Below are 18,242 nucleotides of genomic sequence, written 5' to 3' on the forward strand. Positions count from 1 at the left end.
GCTGCCGAGCCTATGTGGGAGCAGTAGGTCAGATACTCTGGCGCAATCTGGCTAAATCTCTCAGCGGCGGCGCACCAAACAACCGGCTATATTCCCGGCTGAACTGCGACGGGCTTTCATACCCTACCCGATAGCCCGCCGCCGAGGCCTCCAGGCCTTCGGTGATCATCAGGCGGCGCGCCTCCTGCAAACGCAACTGCTTCTGGTACTGCAACGGGCTCATGGCGGTGATGGCCTTGAAGCGGTGGTGCAGGGTCGACACGCTGAGATTCACTTCCTTGGCCAGGTCATCGATGCGCAGCGGTTGCTCATAGTGGCCGTTCAACCAGGTGATTGCGCGGCTGACCCGATGGCTTTGGCTATTGGCTACGGCAATTTCGTACAGGCGATAGCCCTGTGGCCCACGCAACAAACGGTAGAGGATTTCGCGGCTGATCAACGGCGCCAGGACCGCGATATCTTTGGGTGTATCCAGCAAGCGTGCCAGGCGTAGTACGGCGTCGAGCAACTGGGTGTCGATGCGGTCGACATACATCCCGCGCGCTGTCGGGCGCGTGGGCACGCCCATGGGGCCGGCTTCGACAATCAAGGCGGTCAACTGCGCCGGGTCGAGATTGATGCGTATCGACAGGTTGGGGTCTTCGGGTGTGGCATCGATAACCCGCCCGGCTACCGGCATCGCGACCGAGAACACCAGATAGTTGAGTGGGTCGTAGGCAAAGATTTCATCGGCCAGGCGCACTTCCTTGCTGCCGTTGGCGAGGATGCACAGGGCGGGCTCCACCAGCACCGGCATGAAATCGCGCGGCGCATTGTGGCGGTTCAGGTACAGCGAGGTGATCGCCGTGCCGTAGGAACCGTCTTCCCAGGTATGCCGGTGCACGATACTGGCCAGCTCGGCGCGCTGTTTTTCCATCTCGGTATCGAGGGGAATGGACTGCTGTTCGGGCGACGACATGGGGCGTTCTCTGCAGGCTGCATTGATGGGCACAGCTTAGCGGCGGCGGGGCAAACAGTGTTATGTCGATTCTGCACAATCCTTGCCTGATCCTGCGGCGCCTTTTGAATCAGGCAAGCACAGGGCTTGTCATCTGCCTGAAACAAAGCCTCTGCCCCTGGCATAAAGCCTGGGGGTAAACCGGGTGTCCCTGCTTCTGGCAGGATTGTGCAATAAGCCGGCAGGAATCGACTAACCCTGCCAGTGCCTGCGCCCGTATCGTTGATCCTGTGGCAACACGTCCTCAGCGTGTTTGCCGAGCATCACTTCTCAACGGGAGAGTCGAACATGTCCACCCCCATTCCCGCGAGCCATATGGCCTTTATCCGTGCCCGCAGTGGGTGCAGCACCGAACTGGGTGCGCGCTTGAGCCGTTTGATCGAACCGGGTCGCCAGGCTCAGGGTTGCCTGCAATTCTCGTTGCAGCATTCCCAGGTTGACCCCGACGTATGGCTGGTTTCAGGTTTCTGGTGCAGCGAACAGGCGATGAGCGCCTACTTCAGCTCGCCAGCCCTGATGCTGTTTAGTGAGTTGTTGAACGACGGGGTCGTGCGCAGCATGGACTTCCAGACTTTCATCGATGCATCTGCCCCGGATGCCTATGGCGAGTACCTGCAACTGGCCGGTTAGGGTTTAGAATGGCCGACTTTCCATTGGTCAGGACCTGCAACATGGCACGTAAAGAGTTTGCCCACCACGAAGCTGTTTCCGCCCTTGTGCGCGAAGACCAGGGTGGCTATAGCGCCGCCATCGCCGTCAAGGCCCTGGATGGCATGAGCGCCCCGCGCTTTCACAAGATCCTCGATGGCCAACGGTTCAAGACTGCCGAAGACGCTGACGATGCGGCGGCCCAGCAATTGGAGCGCTTGATCGCTATCGATGAAGAGGGCCAACTGGCCTGGGCAGCTGCAGCAAACTAAAGAACAGCGCAATCCCAATGGGGTAACCCGATCAGTGTGGGAGCTGGCTTGCCTGCGATAGCGGTGTTTCAGTCAGATTTGCCTTAACTGAACCACCGCTATCGCGGGCAAGCCCGCTCCCACATTTTTTACGGTGGTTTCCATCAGGGTTTGTGGGCACCTGGCCGGTACATCTTGAACAGGGCTTGCGGCCCCAGCTGGAAATAATCCGCCGGGCCGCCACCCCGCAGAATCGGCTCGGCCGCTGCGGTGTCGTAGATCCCATCCTTGAGCAGCCATTTGGCGATATGCACCGCAACCACTTCGCCGAGCACCAGCCAGCTCGGGACCAGCCCTTTGTCAGCCCGCTGCAACTGAATGATCTGCGTAACCTTGCACTCGAACGACACCGGGCTTTCGCCGACCCGTGGCACCGCAATCACCTTGGACTCCACCGGCGTCAGCCCGGCCAGTTCAAACTCGTTGACCTCAGGTGCAACGGCGGCGCAGCACTGGTTCATCTGCTCGGCCAGCGGGCGCGTGGCCAGGTTCCAGACAAACTCGCCGGTCTGTTCGATGTTGTTCAGGCTGTCTTTGCGCCCGACACTGGAAAAACCAATGATCGGTGGGATGTAGTTAAAGGCGTTGAAAAAACTGTAGGGCGCCAGGTTCAGGCGGCCCTGGTTGTCCTGGGACGAAATCCAGCCAATCGGGCGCGGGCCGACGATGGCGTTGAACGGGTCATGGGGCAGGCCATGGCCGTTGGCGGGTTCATAGAAATGGATATCGTCAGGCATGGACGGCGGTTCCTACGGCGGGGAAAAGCGCAATAGTGCAGGTCCAAGGGCCGGATTTCCACCGGATTGGCGGTGCTGTATGGAATTTTCATCCATCGCCCACCTATTTTTCACAGCTGCACGGCCAGTCTGCACGCCAGGTCGATACCCCCCATGAGTCGGCCTTTCGAGACTGAACTCTGGAGCCTTCTGCACAATGAATAAACTTCCTCAGATTACCCTGGCGTTCTGGGTCATGAAAATCTGTGCGACCACCCTTGGCGAGACCGCCGGGGACTTGTTGTCGATGACCTTGAACGTTGGCTATGCCATCAGCTCGATGATCCTGCTCAGCGTGTTCCTCATCACCTTGCTGACGCAGTTATGGTCGAAAACCTACAACCCGGTGCTGTACTGGATCGTGATCCTGTCGACCAGCACGGCGGGCACCACCATGTCCGACTTTATGGACCGTACCCTGGGCCTGGGGTACGCCTCCGGTTCGATGATCCTGATTGTCCTGTTGCTGATGGTCTTCGCCCTCTGGCACTTGAGCGGCAACTCGCTGAACGTCAACAAGGCGCAGACCCCGCGCGGCGAGCTGTTCTACTGGGTGGCGATCCTGCTCTCCAACACCCTGGGCACGGCACTGGGGGACTTTTTGGCTGACGACTCGGGGCTGGGCTTTGCTGGCGGCGCCCTGTTGATCGGCGCGAGCATCCTGCTGGTGGTGGCGCTCAAGTACTGCACAACGGTTTCGTCGGTGGTGCTGTTCTGGGTGGCGTTTGTCTTGACCCGGCCCTTTGGCGCGACCCTGGGGGATTTTTTGACCAAGCCCTACGAAAAGGGCGGCCTGGACTTTGGCACCGTTGGCTCGTCGGCGGTGCTGGCGGCGGTGCTGCTGGTGATGATCGCCGGTGCCTGGTATGTGCAGCGCAGGGAGAGCCGCCAGCCGCTGGCAGAGCTGTCCTGACGGGATGAAAAAAGGGGCCATGTCACTTGATGACATGGCCCCTTTTTTATACCCGGTGAATGCTTAGTCCGTGGTAATCCGTGAATGCTTGCGTGTGTCCTTCATGGTCACGTAGACCACCAGCGACACGGCAATACAGGCGGTCACGTACCAGTAGTAGCCGGTCTCCATGCCGACACTCTTGAACCACAGTGCGATGTATTCGGCGGTGCCGCCGAAGATCGACACGGTCAGTGCGTACGGCAGGCCGACACCCAGGGCGCGGATTTCGGTAGGGAACAGCTCGGCCTTCACCACCGCGTTGATCGAGGTGTAGCCGCTGACGATGATCAGCGCGGCCATGATCAGGAAGAACGCCCCCCACCAGGTCTGGATGGTGTGTAGGGTGGTGAGGATCGGCACGGTGAACAGCGTACCGAGGATGCCGAAGGCGATCAGGATCGGTCGGCGACCGACCTTGTCCGACAGGCCACCGATGATCGGTTGCAGGCACATGAACAGGAACAGCGTGGCCGCCGAAATGGTGGTGGAGTCGGAAATGCTCATGCCGACGGTGTTCACCAGGTATTTCTGCATGTAGGTGGTGTAGGTGTAGAAGGCCAGGGTGCCGCCCATGGTCAGGCCGACCACGGTCATCAGTTCCTTGGGGTGGCGCATCAAGGTGCGCATCGCGCTTTCCTTGGCTTTTTCCTTCTTGGTGAACGACTCGGTTTCTTCCATGCCGCGACGCAGGTACAGGGCCACGACCGCGCACAGGGCACCGATGGCAAACGGGATACGCCAGCCCCAGGCATACAGCTCTTCGGTGGTGAGGACCTGTTGCAGCACGATCAGCACCGCCAGCGCGATGAGCTGGCCGGAGATCAGGGTCACATACTGGAAGCTGGAGAAGAAACCGCGACGTTCCTTGGTCGCCATTTCACTCAGGTAGGTGGCCGAGGTGCCGTATTCGCCACCGACCGACAGGCCTTGCAGCAAGCGGGCAAACACCAGCAGGATCGGCGCGCCGACACCGATGGTTTCATAACCCGGGCTCAGGGCAATGATCAGCGAGCCGAAGCACATCAGCAGTACCGAGGCCATCAAGGCTGCCTTGCGGCCCTTGCGGTCGGCGTAGAGGCCCATCAGCCAGCCGCCGATCGGGCGCATCAAAAAGCCTACGGCGAAGATCGCGGCGGTGTTGAGCAGTTGGGCAGTGGTATCGCCCTTGGGGAAGAAGGCTTTGGCAAAGTACAGGGAGAAGGCGGCGTAGACGTACCAGTCGTACCACTCGACCATGTTGCCGACCGAACCGCTGAAGATCGACTTGATGCGGCTGGAGGTGCTGCGTTCTTGCGCCGGCGCAGCCGCCGACCCCAAGGGCAGGGAATTGGAGTTATCCATTGAAGGATCCTTTATATGTCATTGTTTTTGTGGAGCGCGCGTGGGCGCAGCCTGGCTGGAGCTATAGCAGGAGCTGTGCCAAGTAGGTGAGGGCCCGGTCTAGAGGGGTTTTCGGATATTTCTGAGCGGAAAATCGCTGATGGTTTTTTGCTGGTGAGCGGAAATCCGCCGACGCTGATCGTTCCCACGCTCTGCGTGGGAACGCTTCCTGTGACGCTCTGCGTCACGGACGTGGAGCGTCCTGGGTTGCATTCCCACGCGGAGCGTGGGAACGATCGGTTAGAGAAAGGCTTCCCGGGTCAGGCCATGGCGCTGCATGTTTGATCGTTCCCACGCTCTGCGTGGGAACGTTTCCTGTGACGCTCTGCGTCACGGACGTGGAGCGTCCTGGGTTGCATTCCCACGCGGAGCGTGGGAACGATCGGGTTAGAGAAAGGCTTCCCGGGCCAGGCCATGGCGCTGCATGTTTGATCGTTCCCACGCTCTGCGTGGGAACGCTTCCTGTGACGCTCTGCGTCACGGACGCGGAGCGTCCTGGGCTGCATTCCCACGCGGAGCGTGGGAACGATCGGTTAGAGAAAGGTTTTCCGGGCCAGCGCCATGGCGCTGGATCTTTGATCGTTCCCATGCTCTGCGTGGGAACGCTTCCTGTGACGCTCTGCGTCACGGACGCGGAGCGTCCTGGGCTGCATTCCCACGCGGAGCGTGGGAACGATCGGGTTAGAGAAAGGCTTCCCGGGCCAGGCCATGGCGCTGCATCTTTTCATTGAAGGTACGCCGTGGCAGTTGCAGCTCCGCCAGCACCGCCTTGATATCGCCCTTGTGCCGGGTCAGCGCAGCTTTCAGGCAATGGGCCTCGAACGCTTCCTGCTGCGCCGCCAGGGATTGCCCGGCTTCGATACCTTCCGGCTCCGGCTCGCCCAGGCCCAGCACCTGGCGTTCGGCAACGTTGGCCAGTTCGCGCACGTTACCGGGCCAGTCATGGCTGAGCAGCCGCCCCAGCTGCGGCCCGCTGAGGGGCGCGGCCTCGCGGCCCAGGCGTTCGGCGGCGCCCTGGGTAAAGTGCTCGAACAGCAGCGGGATATCTTCGCGGCGCTCACGTAGCGGCGGCAGGCGCAGTTGCGCCACGGTCAGGCGGTAGGCCAGGTCTTCGCGAAAACGCCCGGCACGGGCTTCGTCCAGCAGGTCGGGCTTGGTCGCGGCGATGATGCGCAGGTCGACCTTGATGCTCTGGTTCGAGCCCAGGCGCTCCAGCTTCTGTTCCTGCAACACCCGCAGCAGCTTCACCTGCTGGGCCAGGGGCATGCTTTCGATCTCATCGAGAAACAGCGTACCGCCGTCGGCGTACTCCAGCTTGCCGATCCGCTTGCCCTGGGCGCCGGTGAAGGCGCCGCTTTCATGGCCGAACAGTTCGGCTTCAAACAGTTGCTCGGGAATCGCCGCACAGTTGAGCGCGACAAACGGCTTCTTCGCCCGGGGCCCGAAGTCATGCAGGCAGCGGGCGACCAGTTCCTTGCCGCTGCCGGTCTCGCCGCGGATCAGCACGTTGACCGGCAAGGCCGCGAGGTCCAGCACCTGGCGCCGCAGGTTCTGCAGGCTGCGCGACACCCCGAGCAGGCTTGACTCCAGTTTGGCCCGATGATCGGCCTGTTGGTGCAGGCGGCGGTTCTCCAGGATCAGCCCGCGCTTGTCCAGGGCCCGGCGCAGGCTGGCGAGCAGGGCGTCGGGGCTGAAGGGCTTTTCCAGGAAGTCGTAGGCCCCATCGCGCATGGCTTCGACGGCCATGGGCACGTCGCCATGACCGGTCAGCAGGATCACCGGCAGGTCGCCATCGCGCCGTTGCACCTCGGCCAGCAGCTCCAGGCCGCTGAGGCCCGGCATGCGCACATCGCTGAGAATCACCCCGGGAAAATCCCTGGGCAGGTGGGCCAGGCAGTCCTCGGCGCGGCTGAACAGCTGCACGGCGAACCCGGAGAGGCTCAGCCACTGTTCCACGGCCGTGCGGATGCTGGCCTCGTCATCCACCACGATCACTGCGTTGAGCATAGGTCCGGCGCCTCCAGCGCGATGGGCAGGGTCAGGGTAAAGACGGCGCCGTCGTCCTGATTGGTAGCACTCAGACGCCCGCCCAGTTCATGCACGATAGCGTAGGACACCGCCAACCCGAGCCCGAGCCCGTCCCCCACCGGCTTGGTGGTGAAGAACGGGTCGAACACATTGTTCAGGTGTTCCTCGGCAATGCCGCCGCCGCTGTCACTGACGCTCAGGTGCCACAGTTGTTGATCGGCATGCAGGCGGATTTCCAGGCGTTTGCGCGGCTTGTTGGCCATGGCATCCAGGGCATTGCGCAGCAGGTTGATCAGCACTTGTTCCAGGCGGATGGCATCGCCGCGCACCCAGGCCGGGCGGGTCAGGTCGAGCACGGTGCCGATGGCTTCGTCGCGCAGGCGCGCGTCGAGCAAGTGCAGGGACTGATCGACCACGGTCGCCAGGTCCAGGCGTTCGCGCAGGCCGCTGGGGCTTTTGCGGGCGAAGGTCTTCAGATGGCCAGTGAGGGCGGCCATGCGGGTGAGCATGTCGTCCAATGGCGTCAGCGCCTGGTAGGCGTCATCGATGCGCCCGTGATCGAGCAACAGGCGCAAGGTGGCCAGTTGCATGCGCTGGGCGGTCAGTGGCTGGTTGATTTCATGGGCCAAGGCCGCAGACATCTGCCCCAGCGCCGCCAGCTTGGCCGATTGCACCAGGCCATCCTGGGCGGTGCGCAAGGCGCGGGTGCGTTCCTCCACCAGGCGCTCCAGTTCTTCGCGGCTACGCTGGCGCAAACGAGCCAGGCGCCAGCGCTGGCTGAGGAACAGCACCAGGAACACCAGGGTCAACCACAGGCCCGCCGCGGCGAGGCCGGCGTTGCGCTGGTCTTCAAAGGCCACCTGAGGCTTGCGCAGCAGGTGCAGGGTCCAGCCTTCGGCTTTGAGGGGCAGGGATTCCCAGATGTAGTCGGCGTTGCCTTCGGGCCCGGCCACGCGCATCAGATGGCTGTTTTCGTCAAAGCGCTGCAGGGTCTGGGTGTCCAGGGGCAGCAGTTGTTTCTTGTCGTATTGACGGGTGGCCTGCAGTTCGGCGTGGTCGTTGGCCGACAACGGGCGCAGGTTGCGGTACCGCCATCCGGGTTTATTGGCGATAAACACAATGCCCCGGGCATCGCTGACCAGCAGCAGGTCATCGCCCTGGGCCCATTCGCGCTCCAGCTCCGGGAACTCCAGTTTCACCACCATGGCGCCGAGAAACTGCTCCTGCTCATCCAGCACCGCGCTGGAGAGGAAGTACCCCGGAATCCCGGTGGTCACCCCCACCGCATAAAAGCGCCCGGTGCCCTGGCTGCGGGTCTGGCTGAAATAGGGGCGAAACGCATAGTTGTGGCCGACATAGCTGCTGGGCAGGCGCCAGTTGCTGGCCGCCACAGCCAGGCCGGTGCGGTCCATCAACTCCAGGGTCGACGATTGCGCGGCACCGTTGATGCGTTCCAGTTTATGGTTGAGCACATCCTGGGTTGCCGGATCCAGCGGGCCTTTCAGGGCGCGGATCATTTCCGAGTCCAGGGCCAGCACGGCGGGCAGGGCGCGGTAACGTTCAATCAGGGTGTGCAGGGAGTTGGCATACAGCGCCAACTGCTGGTTCGCGCGGCCGGCGTCGTCCACCAGGGCCTGGCGTTCAGCCTGGCGCATGGCGAGGGCGGCGGCCAGGACGGCGCCGGCGATAATCAGCAGGGAGTAGAAGGTCAAACGCAATGGGCGAGGGATCGCGATCATACGAGAATGAACAGCTGCAGTAGGGGGCGAGCACCATAACATGCGCAGTACTTGTGGCGAGTGAGCTTGTGTGGGAGCGAGCTTGCCCGCGATAGCATCACCTTGGTGTTACTGATACACCGAGGCGCCTGCATCGCGGGCAAGCCCGCTCCCACAAAAAAAGGCGACTGTGGCATGCAGCCACAGTCGCCTTTATCCCTGCAGGAGGGGGCTTACTGCACTTCTACCGCCAGGCTCTCACTGATCTTTTGCTGCCAGATAGCAGGACCGGTGATGTGGACCGACTCGCCCTTGCTGTCGACGGCAACAGTGACCGGCATGTCCTTGACGTCGAACTCGTAGATCGCTTCCATGCCCAGTTCGGCGAAGGCCACCACGCGCGACTGCTTGATCGCTTGCGCCACCAGGTAAGCCGCGCCGCCCACGGCCATCAGGTACACGGCCTTGTGGTCCTTGATCGCTTCGATGGCGGTCGGGCCGCGCTCGGATTTGCCGATCATGCCCAACAGGCCGGTTTGTTCGAGGATCTGGCGGGTGAACTTGTCCATCCGCGTGGCGGTGGTCGGGCCAGCCGGGCCAACCACTTCTTCGCGCACCGGATCGACCGGGCCGACGTAGTAGATGAAACGACCCTTGAGGTCTACCGGCAGGGTTTCACCCTTGTTCAGCATCTCGACCATGCGCTTGTGCGCCGCGTCGCGACCGGTGAGCATCTTGCCGTTGAGCAGTACGGTTTCGCCCGGTTTCCAGCTCTGTACGTCTTGCGGGGTCAGGGTGTCGAGGTTGACGCGGCGCGCCGACGGGCCGGCTTCCCAGACGATTTGCGGGTACGCGTCCAGCGGTGGCGCTTCGAGCGAGGCCGGGCCGGAGCCGTCGAGCACGAAGTGCGCGTGACGGGTGGCGGCGCAGTTGGGGATCATGCACACCGGCAGGGAGGCGGCGTGGGTCGGGTAATCCATGATCTTCACGTCGAGCACGGTGGTCAGGCCACCCAGGCCCTGGGCGCCGATCCCCAGTTGGTTGACCTTCTCGAACAGCTCCAGGCGCATCTCTTCGATACGGTTGGACGGGCCGCGCTTTTTCAGCTCGTGGATGTCGATGGATTCCATCAACACTTCCTTGGCCATGACGGCGGCTTTCTCGGCGGTGCCGCCGATACCAATACCGAGCATGCCCGGTGGGCACCAGCCGGCGCCCATGGTCGGCACGGTCTTGAGCACCCAGTCGACGATGGAGTCGGACGGGTTGAGCATGGCCATTTTCGACTTGTTCTCGGAACCACCGCCCTTGGCGGCCACGTCCACTTCCACGGTGTTACCCGGGACGATGGAGTAGTGGATCACGGCCGGGGTGTTGTCCTTGGTGTTTTTGCGCGCGCCGGCCGGGTCGGCGAGGATCGAGGCGCGCAGGACGTTTTCCGGCAGGTTGTAGGCGCGACGCACGCCTTCGTTGATCATGTCGTCCAGGCCCATGGTGGCGCCATCCCAGCGCACATCCATGCCCACGCGCACGAACACGGTGACGATCCCGGTGTCCTGGCAGATCGGGCGGTGGCCGGTGGCACACATGCGCGAGTTGATCAGGATCTGCGCCATGGAGTCACGGGCAGCCGGCGATTCTTCGCGCAGGTAGGCCTCGTGCATCGCCTGGATGAAGTCAACGGGGTGGTAGTAGGAAATGAATTGCAGGGCGTCGGCAACGCTCTGAATCAGGTCGTCTTGCTTGATCACGGTCATGAGTCGCGCTCCTCTATAAGGGAACATTCAATAAAGGTGGCTTCAGATGGGGGGATCGGTCGCTGAAGCCACCTTTTCCAAGGCACGCCGGGTAGTGCTGGCGCGACGCTAAAAAGGCGCGGCAGTATAACCCGGTGCGATGGCCGATACACCCGACGATGGTCAAACTCTACCGATTGCGAGCCGGCAGGCGCCGACCAGCCGGCGCCTATAAAAAGCAGTTACAGTGATCGTACATTTTGATTCGAGAGCTTTCATGCCTGAACTGCACGTCGGCGAACGCCAGTGGTCGGTCGCCACCGGCAGCAATCTGCTGGACGCCTTGAACCAGGCCGGTGTGGCCGTGCCCTACAGTTGCCGGGCGGGCAGTTGCCATGCCTGCCTGGTGCGTTGTCGGGGCGAGGTCGAGGACAAGCAACCCGACGCCCTGAGCCCGGCCCAGCGCCAGGACGGCTGGCGCCTGGCCTGCCAATGCCAGGTCACGGGCGATGTGCAGGTTGAAGCCTTTGATCCCTTGCGCGACGGCACGGCGGCAACGGTGCTGGGCACAGACTGGTTGAGCCCGACGGTGTTGCGCCTGCGCCTGCAACCGGAACGTGGGCTGCGTTACCGGGCCGGCCAGCACTTGGTGTTGTGGGCCGGCGCGGTGGCGCGGCCTTATTCCCTGGCCAGCCTGCCCCAGGACGATCCGTTCCTGGAATTCCACCTCGATTGTCGCTTGCCCGGCGAGTTCAGCGATCTTGCCCGGCAGCTACAGGCCGGTGATCAGCTACGCCTGGGCGAGTTGCGCGGCGGGGCGTTGCACTATGATCCTGACTGGCAAGCCCGGCCATTGTGGCTGCTGGCATCCGGCACCGGCCTGGGCCCGTTGTGGGGGGTGTTGCGCGAAGCCCTGCGCCAGGACCACCAGGGCGCCATCCGCGTGATTCACCTGGCCCATGAGACGGGCGGCCATTATCTGGCCGAGCCCCTGGCCCAGCTCGTTGCCAGCCATGGCAACCTCACCGTCGAGTTGTGGACGGCGGCGCAGTTGGCCGGTGCTTTGGCGCAACTGCGGCTTGTTTCCCGGCAAACCCTGGCCTTACTCTGCGGGCACCCCAGCAGTGTCGAGGCCTTTTCCAAGCGCCTGTTCCTGGCTGGCTTGCCGCGTAATCAACTGCTGGCCGATGTGTTCCTGCCCCGTGGTTGAACGCTGATGTCTACCTGCGAGACTCACCATGACCGACGCCATTTTGCTGGAACGTGACCGTGGACTGCTGATCCTGCAGTTCAACCGCCCCGACAAGAAAAATGCCCTGACCCGTGCCATGTACTACCAGTTGGCCGAGGCGTTGGAGCAGGCTGATGCCGATAACACGGTCAATGCGGTGCTGATCCAGGGCAGTTGCGAGTGTTTTACCGCCGGCAACGACATTGGCGACTTCTTGCAACAACCGCCCACGGACCTGGACAGCCCACAGTTCCTCTTCATGAAAAGCTTGCTTAATTGTCGCAAACCGGTGATTGCCGGCGTGGCCGGCGCTGCGGTGGGCATTGGCACCACGCTGTTGCTGCATTGCGACCTGGTGTATGTCAGCCGTGATGCCCGGTTGCGCATGCCGTTCGTCAACCTGGGGCTGTGCCCGGAATTTGGCTCCAGCCTGATCCTGCCGCGCTTGCTCGGGCATGCGAAAGCCGCTGAGTTGTTGCTGTTGGGCGAAGGGTTCAGCGGGGAGCAGGCTGCGCAGTGGGGGATTGCGACACAAGCGCTGGACAGCGGCGAAGCCGCCTTGGCCAAGGCGCGGGAGGTGGCCGAGCGTTTCGAGACTCTGGCGCCGGGGGCAGTACAAATCAGCAAGCAGTTGATGAAAAACGTCGACCGCGAGCAGTTGCGCCAGGTGATTGAGGCGGAGGGTGCATTGTTTACCCAAAGGTTGCGGTCGCCGGAGGCGATTGCGGCGTTGTCGGGGTTTATTGCCCGGCGCTGAAACTGAAGTGGCTGGACTGAAGCTATCGCGGGCAAGCCCTCTCCCACATGGGAATGCATTTCAACTGTGGGAGCGGGCTTGCCCGCGATAGCGTCAATCCAGCCACCCCATCACCATGATCTGAAATGCAAAAAGCCCCGGCACTCACATGCCAGGGCTTTTGTTCTTCAGCCGGTCACTCAGACCATCTTGTCGCCAACGTGCAGGATCTTCATGCCGTTGGTGCCACCAATGGTGTGGTAGCTGTCACCCTTGGTCAGGATCACCCAATCGCCTTTCTCGACCACACCACGCTTGAGCAGTTCGTCGATGGCAGCCTGGCTGACTTGCTCGGGCGGCAGCGATGCCGGGTCGAACGGTACGGTGTAGACGCCACGGAACATGGCCGCGCGGGCCTGGGTTTCGCGGTGCGGGGAGAACGCGTAGATCGGGACCGAGGAACGGATACGCGACATGATCAACGGCGTGTAGCCACTTTCGGTCAGGGCGATGATCGCCTTTACACCCGGGAAGTGGTTGGCGGTGTACATGGCGGCCAGGGCGATGCTCTGGTCGCAGCTTTCAAAGACCTTGCCGATACGGTGGCTGGAGGTCTTGCTGGTCGGGTGCTTTTCCGCGCCGACACAGATACGCGCCATGGCCTGGACCGCTTCCAGCGGGTACGGGCCGGCAGCGCTTTCCGCCGAGAGCATCACGGCGTCGGTGTAGTCGAGCACGGCGTTGGCCACGTCGGACACTTCGGCACGGGTCGGCATCGGGTTCTGGATCATCGACTCCATCATCTGGGTCGCAACGATCACTGCTTTATTGTGGCGGCGTGCGTGCAGGATGATTTTTTTCTGGATGCCGATCAGTTCAGCGTCACCGATTTCCACGCCGAGGTCGCCACGGGCAACCATCACTGCATCGGACGCCTTGATCAGGCCGTCGAGGGTTTCGTCGTCGGCCACGGCTTCGGCGCGCTCGATCTTCGCTACCAGCCAGGCGGTGCCGCCGGCTTCGTCGCGCAGTTGGCGGGCGTATTCCATGTCGGCAGCGTCGCGTGGGAAGGATACGGCGAGGTAGTCCACTTCCATTTCGGCGGCGAGCTTGATGTCAGCCTTGTCTTTTTCGGTCAGGGCCGGTGCAGTCAGGCCACCACCGCGACGGTTGATGCCTTTGTGGTCGGACAGCGGGCCGCCGATGATCACAGTGCAGTTGAGCTCGGTGACGGTGGCGGTGTCGACACGCATGACCACGCGGCCGTCGTCCAGCAGCAGCTCGTCACCGACGCCGCAGTCTTTCACCAGGTCCGGGTAGTCGATACCCACGACCTGCTGGTTGCCTTCGGTCAGCGGATGGCTGGTGGAGAAGGTGAATTTGTCACCAATCTTCAGCTCGATGCGCTTGTTGGCGAATTTGGCGATACGGATTTTCGGACCTTGCAGGTCACCCAGCAGTGCGACGAAGCGGCCATGCTTGGCGGCGAGGTCACGTACCAGCTTGGCGCGAGCCTTGTGCTCGTCTGGGGTGCCGTGGGAGAAGTTCAGACGGGCAACGTCCAGGCCAGCCAGAATCAGCTGTTCGAGGACTTCCGGCGAGTTACTGGCCGGGCCAAGGGTGGCGACGATTTTGGTACGACGGACGGACATGCACGGACTCCTGAGTTCTAGCGCTGGGGAAGGCTACTATGCTCTTTGGCTGTAGTCATTGTTCGTTTGCACTACTTTATTGTCGATTCGCCTGTTTTCACTCTATGACGCTGGACGAACAACCTTGAAGATTTTCGCCCAAGGGTCGATACACTGCTCAAGACAGGAGAACACCCCATGCGAGTTTTGATCATTGCTGCCCTGGCCGTCAGTGTTGTCGGCTGTACCCGTTGGTCGATGGACCATCATTTGAACAATGCCTACCGTGCCTACAATGTGGGTGACTGCGAACGGGTCACGCTGGAGTTGTCCCAGGTCGACCGTGAAAGCCGGTCCCGTCGCTACGTACAACCGGAAGTCTCGATGCTGCGTGGGCAGTGCCTGGAGCGGCAGAAGCTATTTGTGGATGCAGTACAGACCTATCAGTTCATCATCAGCCAGTACCCTTCGAGCGAATACGCGTACCGTGCTCGCGCCCGCCTGGATACGCTGCAACAGCTGGGGCACTACCCGGGTGCAAGCACGGCACGAGCGCGGCCAGCAGCCTTATGATGGCATTTATCATTTCATAGCTGGCCTCTTGCCAGAGTTGGGCTATTCTTTGAATGTCTGTTTGTACAACTTTCAACTCAAACAGATACAAAGCCCGAATTCGGCGCAGGTAAAGTGACAGGGCTGAAGCTGCTGTTGCACCGCGATTCGGGGCGCGCAGGGGCGTTGCTGGCAGCGCTGCGGTCCGAATCACAGGAGCGGGCTGAGTCATGACTATTGGACGGCGATCTCATCATGTTTAAGGACCGACGGATTGAACGGCACCAGTTGCCCTGTTTTCTACAGGTGTTCAACCGCTTCACGGACAAACCCATCGGTTACCTGGGCAACATCTCCAATGAAGGACTGATGCTGGTCAGTCAATTACCCATGATGGTCGACGTGGATTTTGAGCTGCGCTTGAAAATCCCCGGACCGGAGGGGGCTGTGCATGCCGTTGACTTCACTGCCACCTGCCTGTGGAGCCGTGAAGATATCAACCCCCAGCATTACGATTCGGGGTTCATCCTGTTGCAGGCGCCCGCCGAGTACGGGCAACTGATCGTTGCTCTGGTGCAGTACTTCAGCTTTGACCCCTTGCAGGCTTCGGCCTAGGGTCATGTGCCCCTCATAACACGCCGGCTTTTTTCCAGCCCAGGTAACGGGTTACCAGGTCGGCGCCCAGTTCGGACGGATGAGCATCCAGTACCGCCAGGCCCTGCGCCTTCAGGCGATCATGGAGTTCTTCCCGGGCATTGAGGTAGTCGACGCTGCCACAGTAGGCCAGCGCTTCAGGCAGGGTTTGCACGGGTGCCTGGCGCAATTGATCCAGCACTTCCTCGCGCAGGCTTGCCACCAACACCCGGTGCTGGCGGCTGATGCGCTTGACCGCCGTCAGCAGATCCTCATCGTCCTCATCCCGCAGATTGGTCACCACAATCACCAGGCCCCGGCGTTTCTGGCGGGCCAGCAGTTGGTTGGCCGCGGCCTGGTAGTCGGCCGCGCGCCGGGTGGTGTCCAGGTCGTATACGGCGTTGAGCAGCTGGTTCAACTGGCCACTACCCTTGACCGGTGCCAGGTAGCGCGGCTGGTCGCAGGCGAAGGTACACAGGCCCACGGCATCGCCCTGGCGCAAGGCCACGTAGCTGAGCAGCAGGCAGGCGTTGAGGGCGTGGTCGAAATGGGACAGTTCGCCGTCCTGGCTGCGCATCCGTCGGCCGCAATCGAGCATGAAGACAATCTGTTGGTCGCGTTCATCCTGGTATTCCCGGGCGATCGGCGTACGTTGTCGTGCCGTGGCCTTCCAGTCGATCTGGCGCAGGCTGTCGCCCTCGCGAAATTCCCGCAGTTGGTGAAACTCCAGGCCCAGGCCACGCCGTTGGCGCTGACGCACACCCAGTTGGCTGAGCCAGTTGTCCACTGCCAGTAACTGGGCACCGTACAGGCGGGCAAAATCTGGATAGACCCGGGTGGCATCCTTGGCCGGCACCTGGCGTTTTGCGGTCCATAACCCAAGCGGGCTGGGCAGGTGCACCTCGCAGCGCTCAAAGCTGAAATGCCCACGGCTCAAGGGGCGCAGGCGGTAACCCAGCGTGCTGTGTTCGCCGGGGTGCAGGGCGATGGACTGCGGCAGGTTCTGCACGCTCAAACCGTCCGGCACGTGATCAAACACTTCCAGGGCCAGTGGCTGTGGATAGTCGTGCTCCAGGGTGATCCTCACCTCGCTCCAGCGCCCCAAGGCCAGGCTGCCTGGCATTTGCCGCCGCAGGCGTGGCGAGGGGCGGCGCTTCAGGCGGGCGGCGTCGAGCAATGCCAGCAAGAACAGCGCCAGGAGCAGGCCCCAGGCTACGGAGTGCAAGGCGGCCGGCACGTTGAGTTGCAGGGCCATGGCCGTTCCGAGGGCGATGTTCAGGCCCAACAACACCGCGAGCCAGGTTAGCAACAGGCGAGTGGGTCTCATGGGCAGGTCACTGGCGTGGCGCCGGCACTTGGTCGAGCAACTGGGTCAGTACCTGATCCACCTCCAGGCCCTCGATATCCAGCTCCGGGGCGATACGTACCCGATGGCGCAACACTGCCAGCGCACAGCCCTTGATGTCGTCCGGGGTCACGAATTCGCCGCCACGCAGCAGGGCGCGGGCGCGGGCACCACGGACCAGGGCAATGGAGGCGCGAGGCCCGGCGCCCAAGGCCAGGCCGGGCCAGCTCCGGGTGGTGCGGGCCAGGCGCACGGCGTAGTCGAGTACCTGCTCATCCAGGGGCAGCTCACTGGCGACCTGCTGCAACAGCAAGACGTCATCGGCTTGCAGCACAGTGCGCAGCGGCTGTACGTCGAGCATATCGGCGCGAGATGAGCGGGTCACTTCGCGTACCATTTCCAGCTCCTGCCGGGCCTCGGGGTAGTCCATGCGCACCTTGAGCATGAACCGGTCGAGCTCGGCCTCCGGTAGCGGGTAGGTGCCTTCCTGTTCGATAGGGTTTTGGGTGGCCAGCACCATAAAGGGCTGGCCGATGGGCAGGGCTTCGCCTTCGAGGGTGACCTGGCGCTCCTGCATGGCTTCGAGCAGGGCGGCCTGGGTTTTTGCCGGGGCCCGGTTGATCTCGTCCGCCAGCAGCAAGTGGGTGAACAACGGCCCCTTGCGCAGCTTGAACTGTTCGGTGTGCAAGTCGTACACGGCATGCCCGGTTACATCACTGGGCATCAGGTCCGGGGTGAACTGGATGCGTGCGAAGTCGCCGTCAAAGCAGCGGGCCAGGGCACGCACCAGTAAGGTTTTACCCAGGCCGGGAACGCCTTCGAGCAGCACATGGCCGCCGGCGATCAGCGCGGTCAGTACGTCATCGATCACGGCGTCCTGGCCAATCACCGCCTTGCGCAACTCGGTGCGCAGCGCCTGGGCCAACTGGGTGGCTCGCCCGGTGTCGAGGGTGTTGGATACGTCCACTGGAGAGTCGCTCATTGGTTCTGGAGCCTTGCTAACGGTTACATGTAGTTTATTGTCCATAAGTCAGTCACTTACCTAATCTAACTGTTTCTAAAATTTTTTACGCGTGGAACGAGTGTGTGACTACCAAGCTGCCCCGTAGCAAGTCTTCGGCAACCTCCTCCTTTGTGCGTTCGTCTGAAGTGGAGGTTAGGCCATGATGGCAATCATGTTTGTAGGTAGTGATCCTATCCTTAAGAAGAACGAACTCCGGAACTGGGGCTATGCCATCGCGAACAAAAGTGGCTTCGATAGTCAGTAGCCTAACGACATGGACTCAAAAGGTAAGCCGAATTTTATCTCATCCGATTTCGATCTCTTCAACACCAGCGTCCGTCAGCAACTGATAGAGCTCGGAGGCATTCCGTCTTGCACCTCGATGCGGACAGAACATAAAAATTGCGCGTTGCTTGGCGCGACAGGGCGACTGGCTGGCATTACGTTGCTGAGCACGCTCGCCGCTTTGGTCGCGACCAACTGATCTGCGATTCCTGGCATTACCTGATGCTTGGGGAAGCGATAAAGCCGATTCCAAAACTGCATCGCCCCACTGCTATCC

General features: G+C 62.0%; 17 protein-coding genes. 8 read left to right on the plus strand and 9 right to left on the minus strand.

Annotated elements, in window-relative coordinates:
- Positions 1-28: 28 nt before the first annotated feature.
- A complete protein-coding gene (locus AO268_RS02580) occupies positions 29-958 on the minus strand; it encodes an AraC family transcriptional regulator (protein WP_099167824.1) in 930 nt (309 codons plus the stop codon).
- Positions 959-1,285: 327 nt separating this feature from the next.
- On the opposite strand from AO268_RS02580, the gene AO268_RS02585 reads away from it, so the two are divergent.
- Together AO268_RS02585 and AO268_RS02590 are read left to right on the plus strand one after the other, a co-directional pair.
- Complete coding sequence (locus AO268_RS02585; RefSeq protein WP_099167825.1) at positions 1,286-1,627, plus strand: antibiotic biosynthesis monooxygenase family protein; 342 nt, start codon at positions 1,286-1,288, stop codon at positions 1,625-1,627.
- An 8-nt stretch (positions 1,628-1,635) separates the two neighbouring features.
- Complete coding sequence (locus AO268_RS02590; protein WP_099167826.1) at positions 1,636-1,917, plus strand: hypothetical protein; 282 nt, start codon at positions 1,636-1,638, stop codon at positions 1,915-1,917.
- A 143-nt stretch (positions 1,918-2,060) separates the two neighbouring features.
- On the opposite strand, the gene AO268_RS02595 is transcribed toward AO268_RS02590, so the two are convergent.
- The gene (locus AO268_RS02595) at positions 2,061-2,693 is read right to left on the minus strand and encodes a flavin reductase family protein (RefSeq protein WP_099167827.1); all 633 of its coding nucleotides are present in this window, start codon (positions 2,691-2,693) and stop codon (positions 2,061-2,063) included.
- Between the two features lie 196 nt (positions 2,694-2,889).
- On the opposite strand from AO268_RS02595, the gene AO268_RS02600 reads away from it, so the two are divergent.
- The gene (locus tag AO268_RS02600; protein WP_099167828.1) at positions 2,890-3,645 is read left to right on the plus strand and encodes a COG4705 family protein; all 756 of its coding nucleotides are present in this window, start codon (positions 2,890-2,892) and stop codon (positions 3,643-3,645) included.
- Positions 3,646-3,708: 63 nt separating this feature from the next.
- Here AO268_RS02600 and AO268_RS02605 read toward each other — a convergent pair whose 3' ends face one another.
- The 4 genes from AO268_RS02605 to AO268_RS02635 form a co-directional block, all read right to left on the minus strand.
- Positions 3,709-5,028, minus strand: a complete 1,320-nt coding sequence (locus AO268_RS02605; RefSeq protein ID WP_099167829.1) for an MFS transporter — start codon at positions 5,026-5,028, stop codon at positions 3,709-3,711.
- A 720-nt stretch (positions 5,029-5,748) separates the two neighbouring features.
- A complete protein-coding gene (locus AO268_RS02620) occupies positions 5,749-7,074 on the minus strand; it encodes a sigma-54-dependent transcriptional regulator (protein ID WP_099167832.1) in 1,326 nt (441 codons plus the stop codon).
- Positions 7,059-8,834: an ATP-binding protein gene (locus AO268_RS02625; RefSeq protein ID WP_099167833.1), complete on the minus strand. Its 1,776-nt coding sequence runs from the start codon at positions 8,832-8,834 to the stop codon at positions 7,059-7,061. The genes AO268_RS02620 and AO268_RS02625 overlap by 16 nt, the downstream gene beginning before the upstream one ends.
- A 212-nt stretch (positions 8,835-9,046) precedes the next feature.
- Entirely contained in the window at positions 9,047-10,570 is a 1,524-nt protein-coding gene (locus AO268_RS02635) for a fumarate hydratase (RefSeq protein ID WP_076961879.1), read from the minus strand.
- Between the two features lie 256 nt (positions 10,571-10,826).
- On the opposite strand from AO268_RS02635, the gene AO268_RS02640 reads away from it, so the two are divergent.
- Positions 10,827-11,759 (plus strand): iron-sulfur-binding ferredoxin reductase, encoded by a 933-nt coding sequence (locus AO268_RS02640; protein WP_099167835.1) that lies wholly within the window; start codon positions 10,827-10,829, stop codon positions 11,757-11,759.
- Positions 11,760-11,787: 28 nt separating this feature from the next.
- On the plus strand, positions 11,788-12,537 hold the full coding sequence (locus AO268_RS02645) for an enoyl-CoA hydratase (RefSeq protein ID WP_076961881.1): 750 nt from the start codon (positions 11,788-11,790) through the stop codon (positions 12,535-12,537).
- Between the two features lie 179 nt (positions 12,538-12,716).
- Here the strand turns inward: AO268_RS02645 and pyk are convergent, their stop codons facing one another.
- Positions 12,717-14,168: a pyruvate kinase gene (gene pyk, locus AO268_RS02650; protein ID WP_076961882.1), complete on the minus strand. Its 1,452-nt coding sequence runs from the start codon at positions 14,166-14,168 to the stop codon at positions 12,717-12,719.
- 177 nt (positions 14,169-14,345) lie between these two features.
- On the opposite strand from pyk, the gene AO268_RS02655 reads away from it, so the two are divergent.
- Complete coding sequence (locus AO268_RS02655) at positions 14,346-14,720, plus strand: hypothetical protein (protein ID WP_076961883.1); 375 nt, start codon at positions 14,346-14,348, stop codon at positions 14,718-14,720.
- Between the two features lie 234 nt (positions 14,721-14,954).
- Positions 14,955-15,314: a PilZ domain-containing protein gene (locus AO268_RS02660; protein WP_076961950.1), complete on the plus strand. Its 360-nt coding sequence runs from the start codon at positions 14,955-14,957 to the stop codon at positions 15,312-15,314.
- Between the two features lie 13 nt (positions 15,315-15,327).
- Here the strand turns inward: AO268_RS02660 and AO268_RS02665 are convergent, their stop codons facing one another.
- Together AO268_RS02665 and AO268_RS02670 are read right to left on the minus strand one after the other, a co-directional pair.
- A complete protein-coding gene (locus AO268_RS02665; RefSeq protein ID WP_076961884.1) occupies positions 15,328-16,659 on the minus strand; it encodes a DUF58 domain-containing protein in 1,332 nt (443 codons plus the stop codon).
- 7 nt (positions 16,660-16,666) lie between these two features.
- Positions 16,667-17,659 (minus strand): AAA family ATPase, encoded by a 993-nt coding sequence (locus tag AO268_RS02670; RefSeq protein WP_099167836.1) that lies wholly within the window; start codon positions 17,657-17,659, stop codon positions 16,667-16,669.
- Positions 17,660-17,954: 295 nt separating this feature from the next.
- Here AO268_RS02670 and AO268_RS32615 point away from each other — a divergent pair, with 295 nt between their 5' ends.
- Positions 17,955-18,164: a hypothetical protein gene (locus AO268_RS32615; RefSeq protein WP_176561330.1), complete on the plus strand. Its 210-nt coding sequence runs from the start codon at positions 17,955-17,957 to the stop codon at positions 18,162-18,164.
- Positions 18,165-18,242: the final 78 nt, after the last annotated feature.

Source organism: Pseudomonas sp. ICMP 8385, from assembly GCF_002699915.1.
In the GTDB taxonomy this organism is placed as follows: Bacteria; Pseudomonadota; Gammaproteobacteria; order Pseudomonadales; family Pseudomonadaceae; genus Aquipseudomonas; species Aquipseudomonas gessardii.

What these genes read in the sequence shown, in the direction of transcription:
- AO268_RS02640 (WP_099167835.1), top strand. Translation starts at nt 10,827, where the DNA reads ATGCCTGAACTGCACGTCGGCGAACGCCAGTGGTCGGTCGCCACCGGC.
- AO268_RS32615 (WP_176561330.1), top strand. Translation starts at nt 17,955, where the DNA reads ATGGACTCAAAAGGTAAGCCGAATTTTATCTCATCCGATTTCGATCTC.
- AO268_RS02620 (WP_099167832.1), bottom strand. Translation starts at nt 7,074, where the DNA reads ATGCTCAACGCAGTGATCGTGGTGGATGACGAGGCCAGCATCCGCACG.
- AO268_RS02590 (WP_099167826.1), top strand. Translation starts at nt 1,636, where the DNA reads ATGGCCGACTTTCCATTGGTCAGGACCTGCAACATGGCACGTAAAGAG.
- AO268_RS02665 (WP_076961884.1), bottom strand. Translation starts at nt 16,659, where the DNA reads ATGAGACCCACTCGCCTGTTGCTAACCTGGCTCGCGGTGTTGTTGGGC.
- AO268_RS02660 (WP_076961950.1), top strand. Translation starts at nt 14,955, where the DNA reads ATGTTTAAGGACCGACGGATTGAACGGCACCAGTTGCCCTGTTTTCTA.
- pyk (WP_076961882.1), bottom strand. Translation starts at nt 14,168, where the DNA reads ATGTCCGTCCGTCGTACCAAAATCGTCGCCACCCTTGGCCCGGCCAGT.
- AO268_RS02655 (WP_076961883.1), top strand. Translation starts at nt 14,346, where the DNA reads ATGCGAGTTTTGATCATTGCTGCCCTGGCCGTCAGTGTTGTCGGCTGT.
- AO268_RS02585 (WP_099167825.1), top strand. Translation starts at nt 1,286, where the DNA reads ATGTCCACCCCCATTCCCGCGAGCCATATGGCCTTTATCCGTGCCCGC.
- AO268_RS02600 (WP_099167828.1), top strand. Translation starts at nt 2,890, where the DNA reads ATGAATAAACTTCCTCAGATTACCCTGGCGTTCTGGGTCATGAAAATC.
- AO268_RS02645 (WP_076961881.1), top strand. Translation starts at nt 11,788, where the DNA reads ATGACCGACGCCATTTTGCTGGAACGTGACCGTGGACTGCTGATCCTG.
- AO268_RS02670 (WP_099167836.1), bottom strand. Translation starts at nt 17,659, where the DNA reads ATGAGCGACTCTCCAGTGGACGTATCCAACACCCTCGACACCGGGCGA.
- AO268_RS02625 (WP_099167833.1), bottom strand. Translation starts at nt 8,834, where the DNA reads ATGATCGCGATCCCTCGCCCATTGCGTTTGACCTTCTACTCCCTGCTG.
- AO268_RS02595 (WP_099167827.1), bottom strand. Translation starts at nt 2,693, where the DNA reads ATGCCTGACGATATCCATTTCTATGAACCCGCCAACGGCCATGGCCTG.
- AO268_RS02605 (WP_099167829.1), bottom strand. Translation starts at nt 5,028, where the DNA reads ATGGATAACTCCAATTCCCTGCCCTTGGGGTCGGCGGCTGCGCCGGCG.
- AO268_RS02580 (WP_099167824.1), bottom strand. Translation starts at nt 958, where the DNA reads ATGTCGTCGCCCGAACAGCAGTCCATTCCCCTCGATACCGAGATGGAA.
- AO268_RS02635 (WP_076961879.1), bottom strand. Translation starts at nt 10,570, where the DNA reads ATGACCGTGATCAAGCAAGACGACCTGATTCAGAGCGTTGCCGACGCC.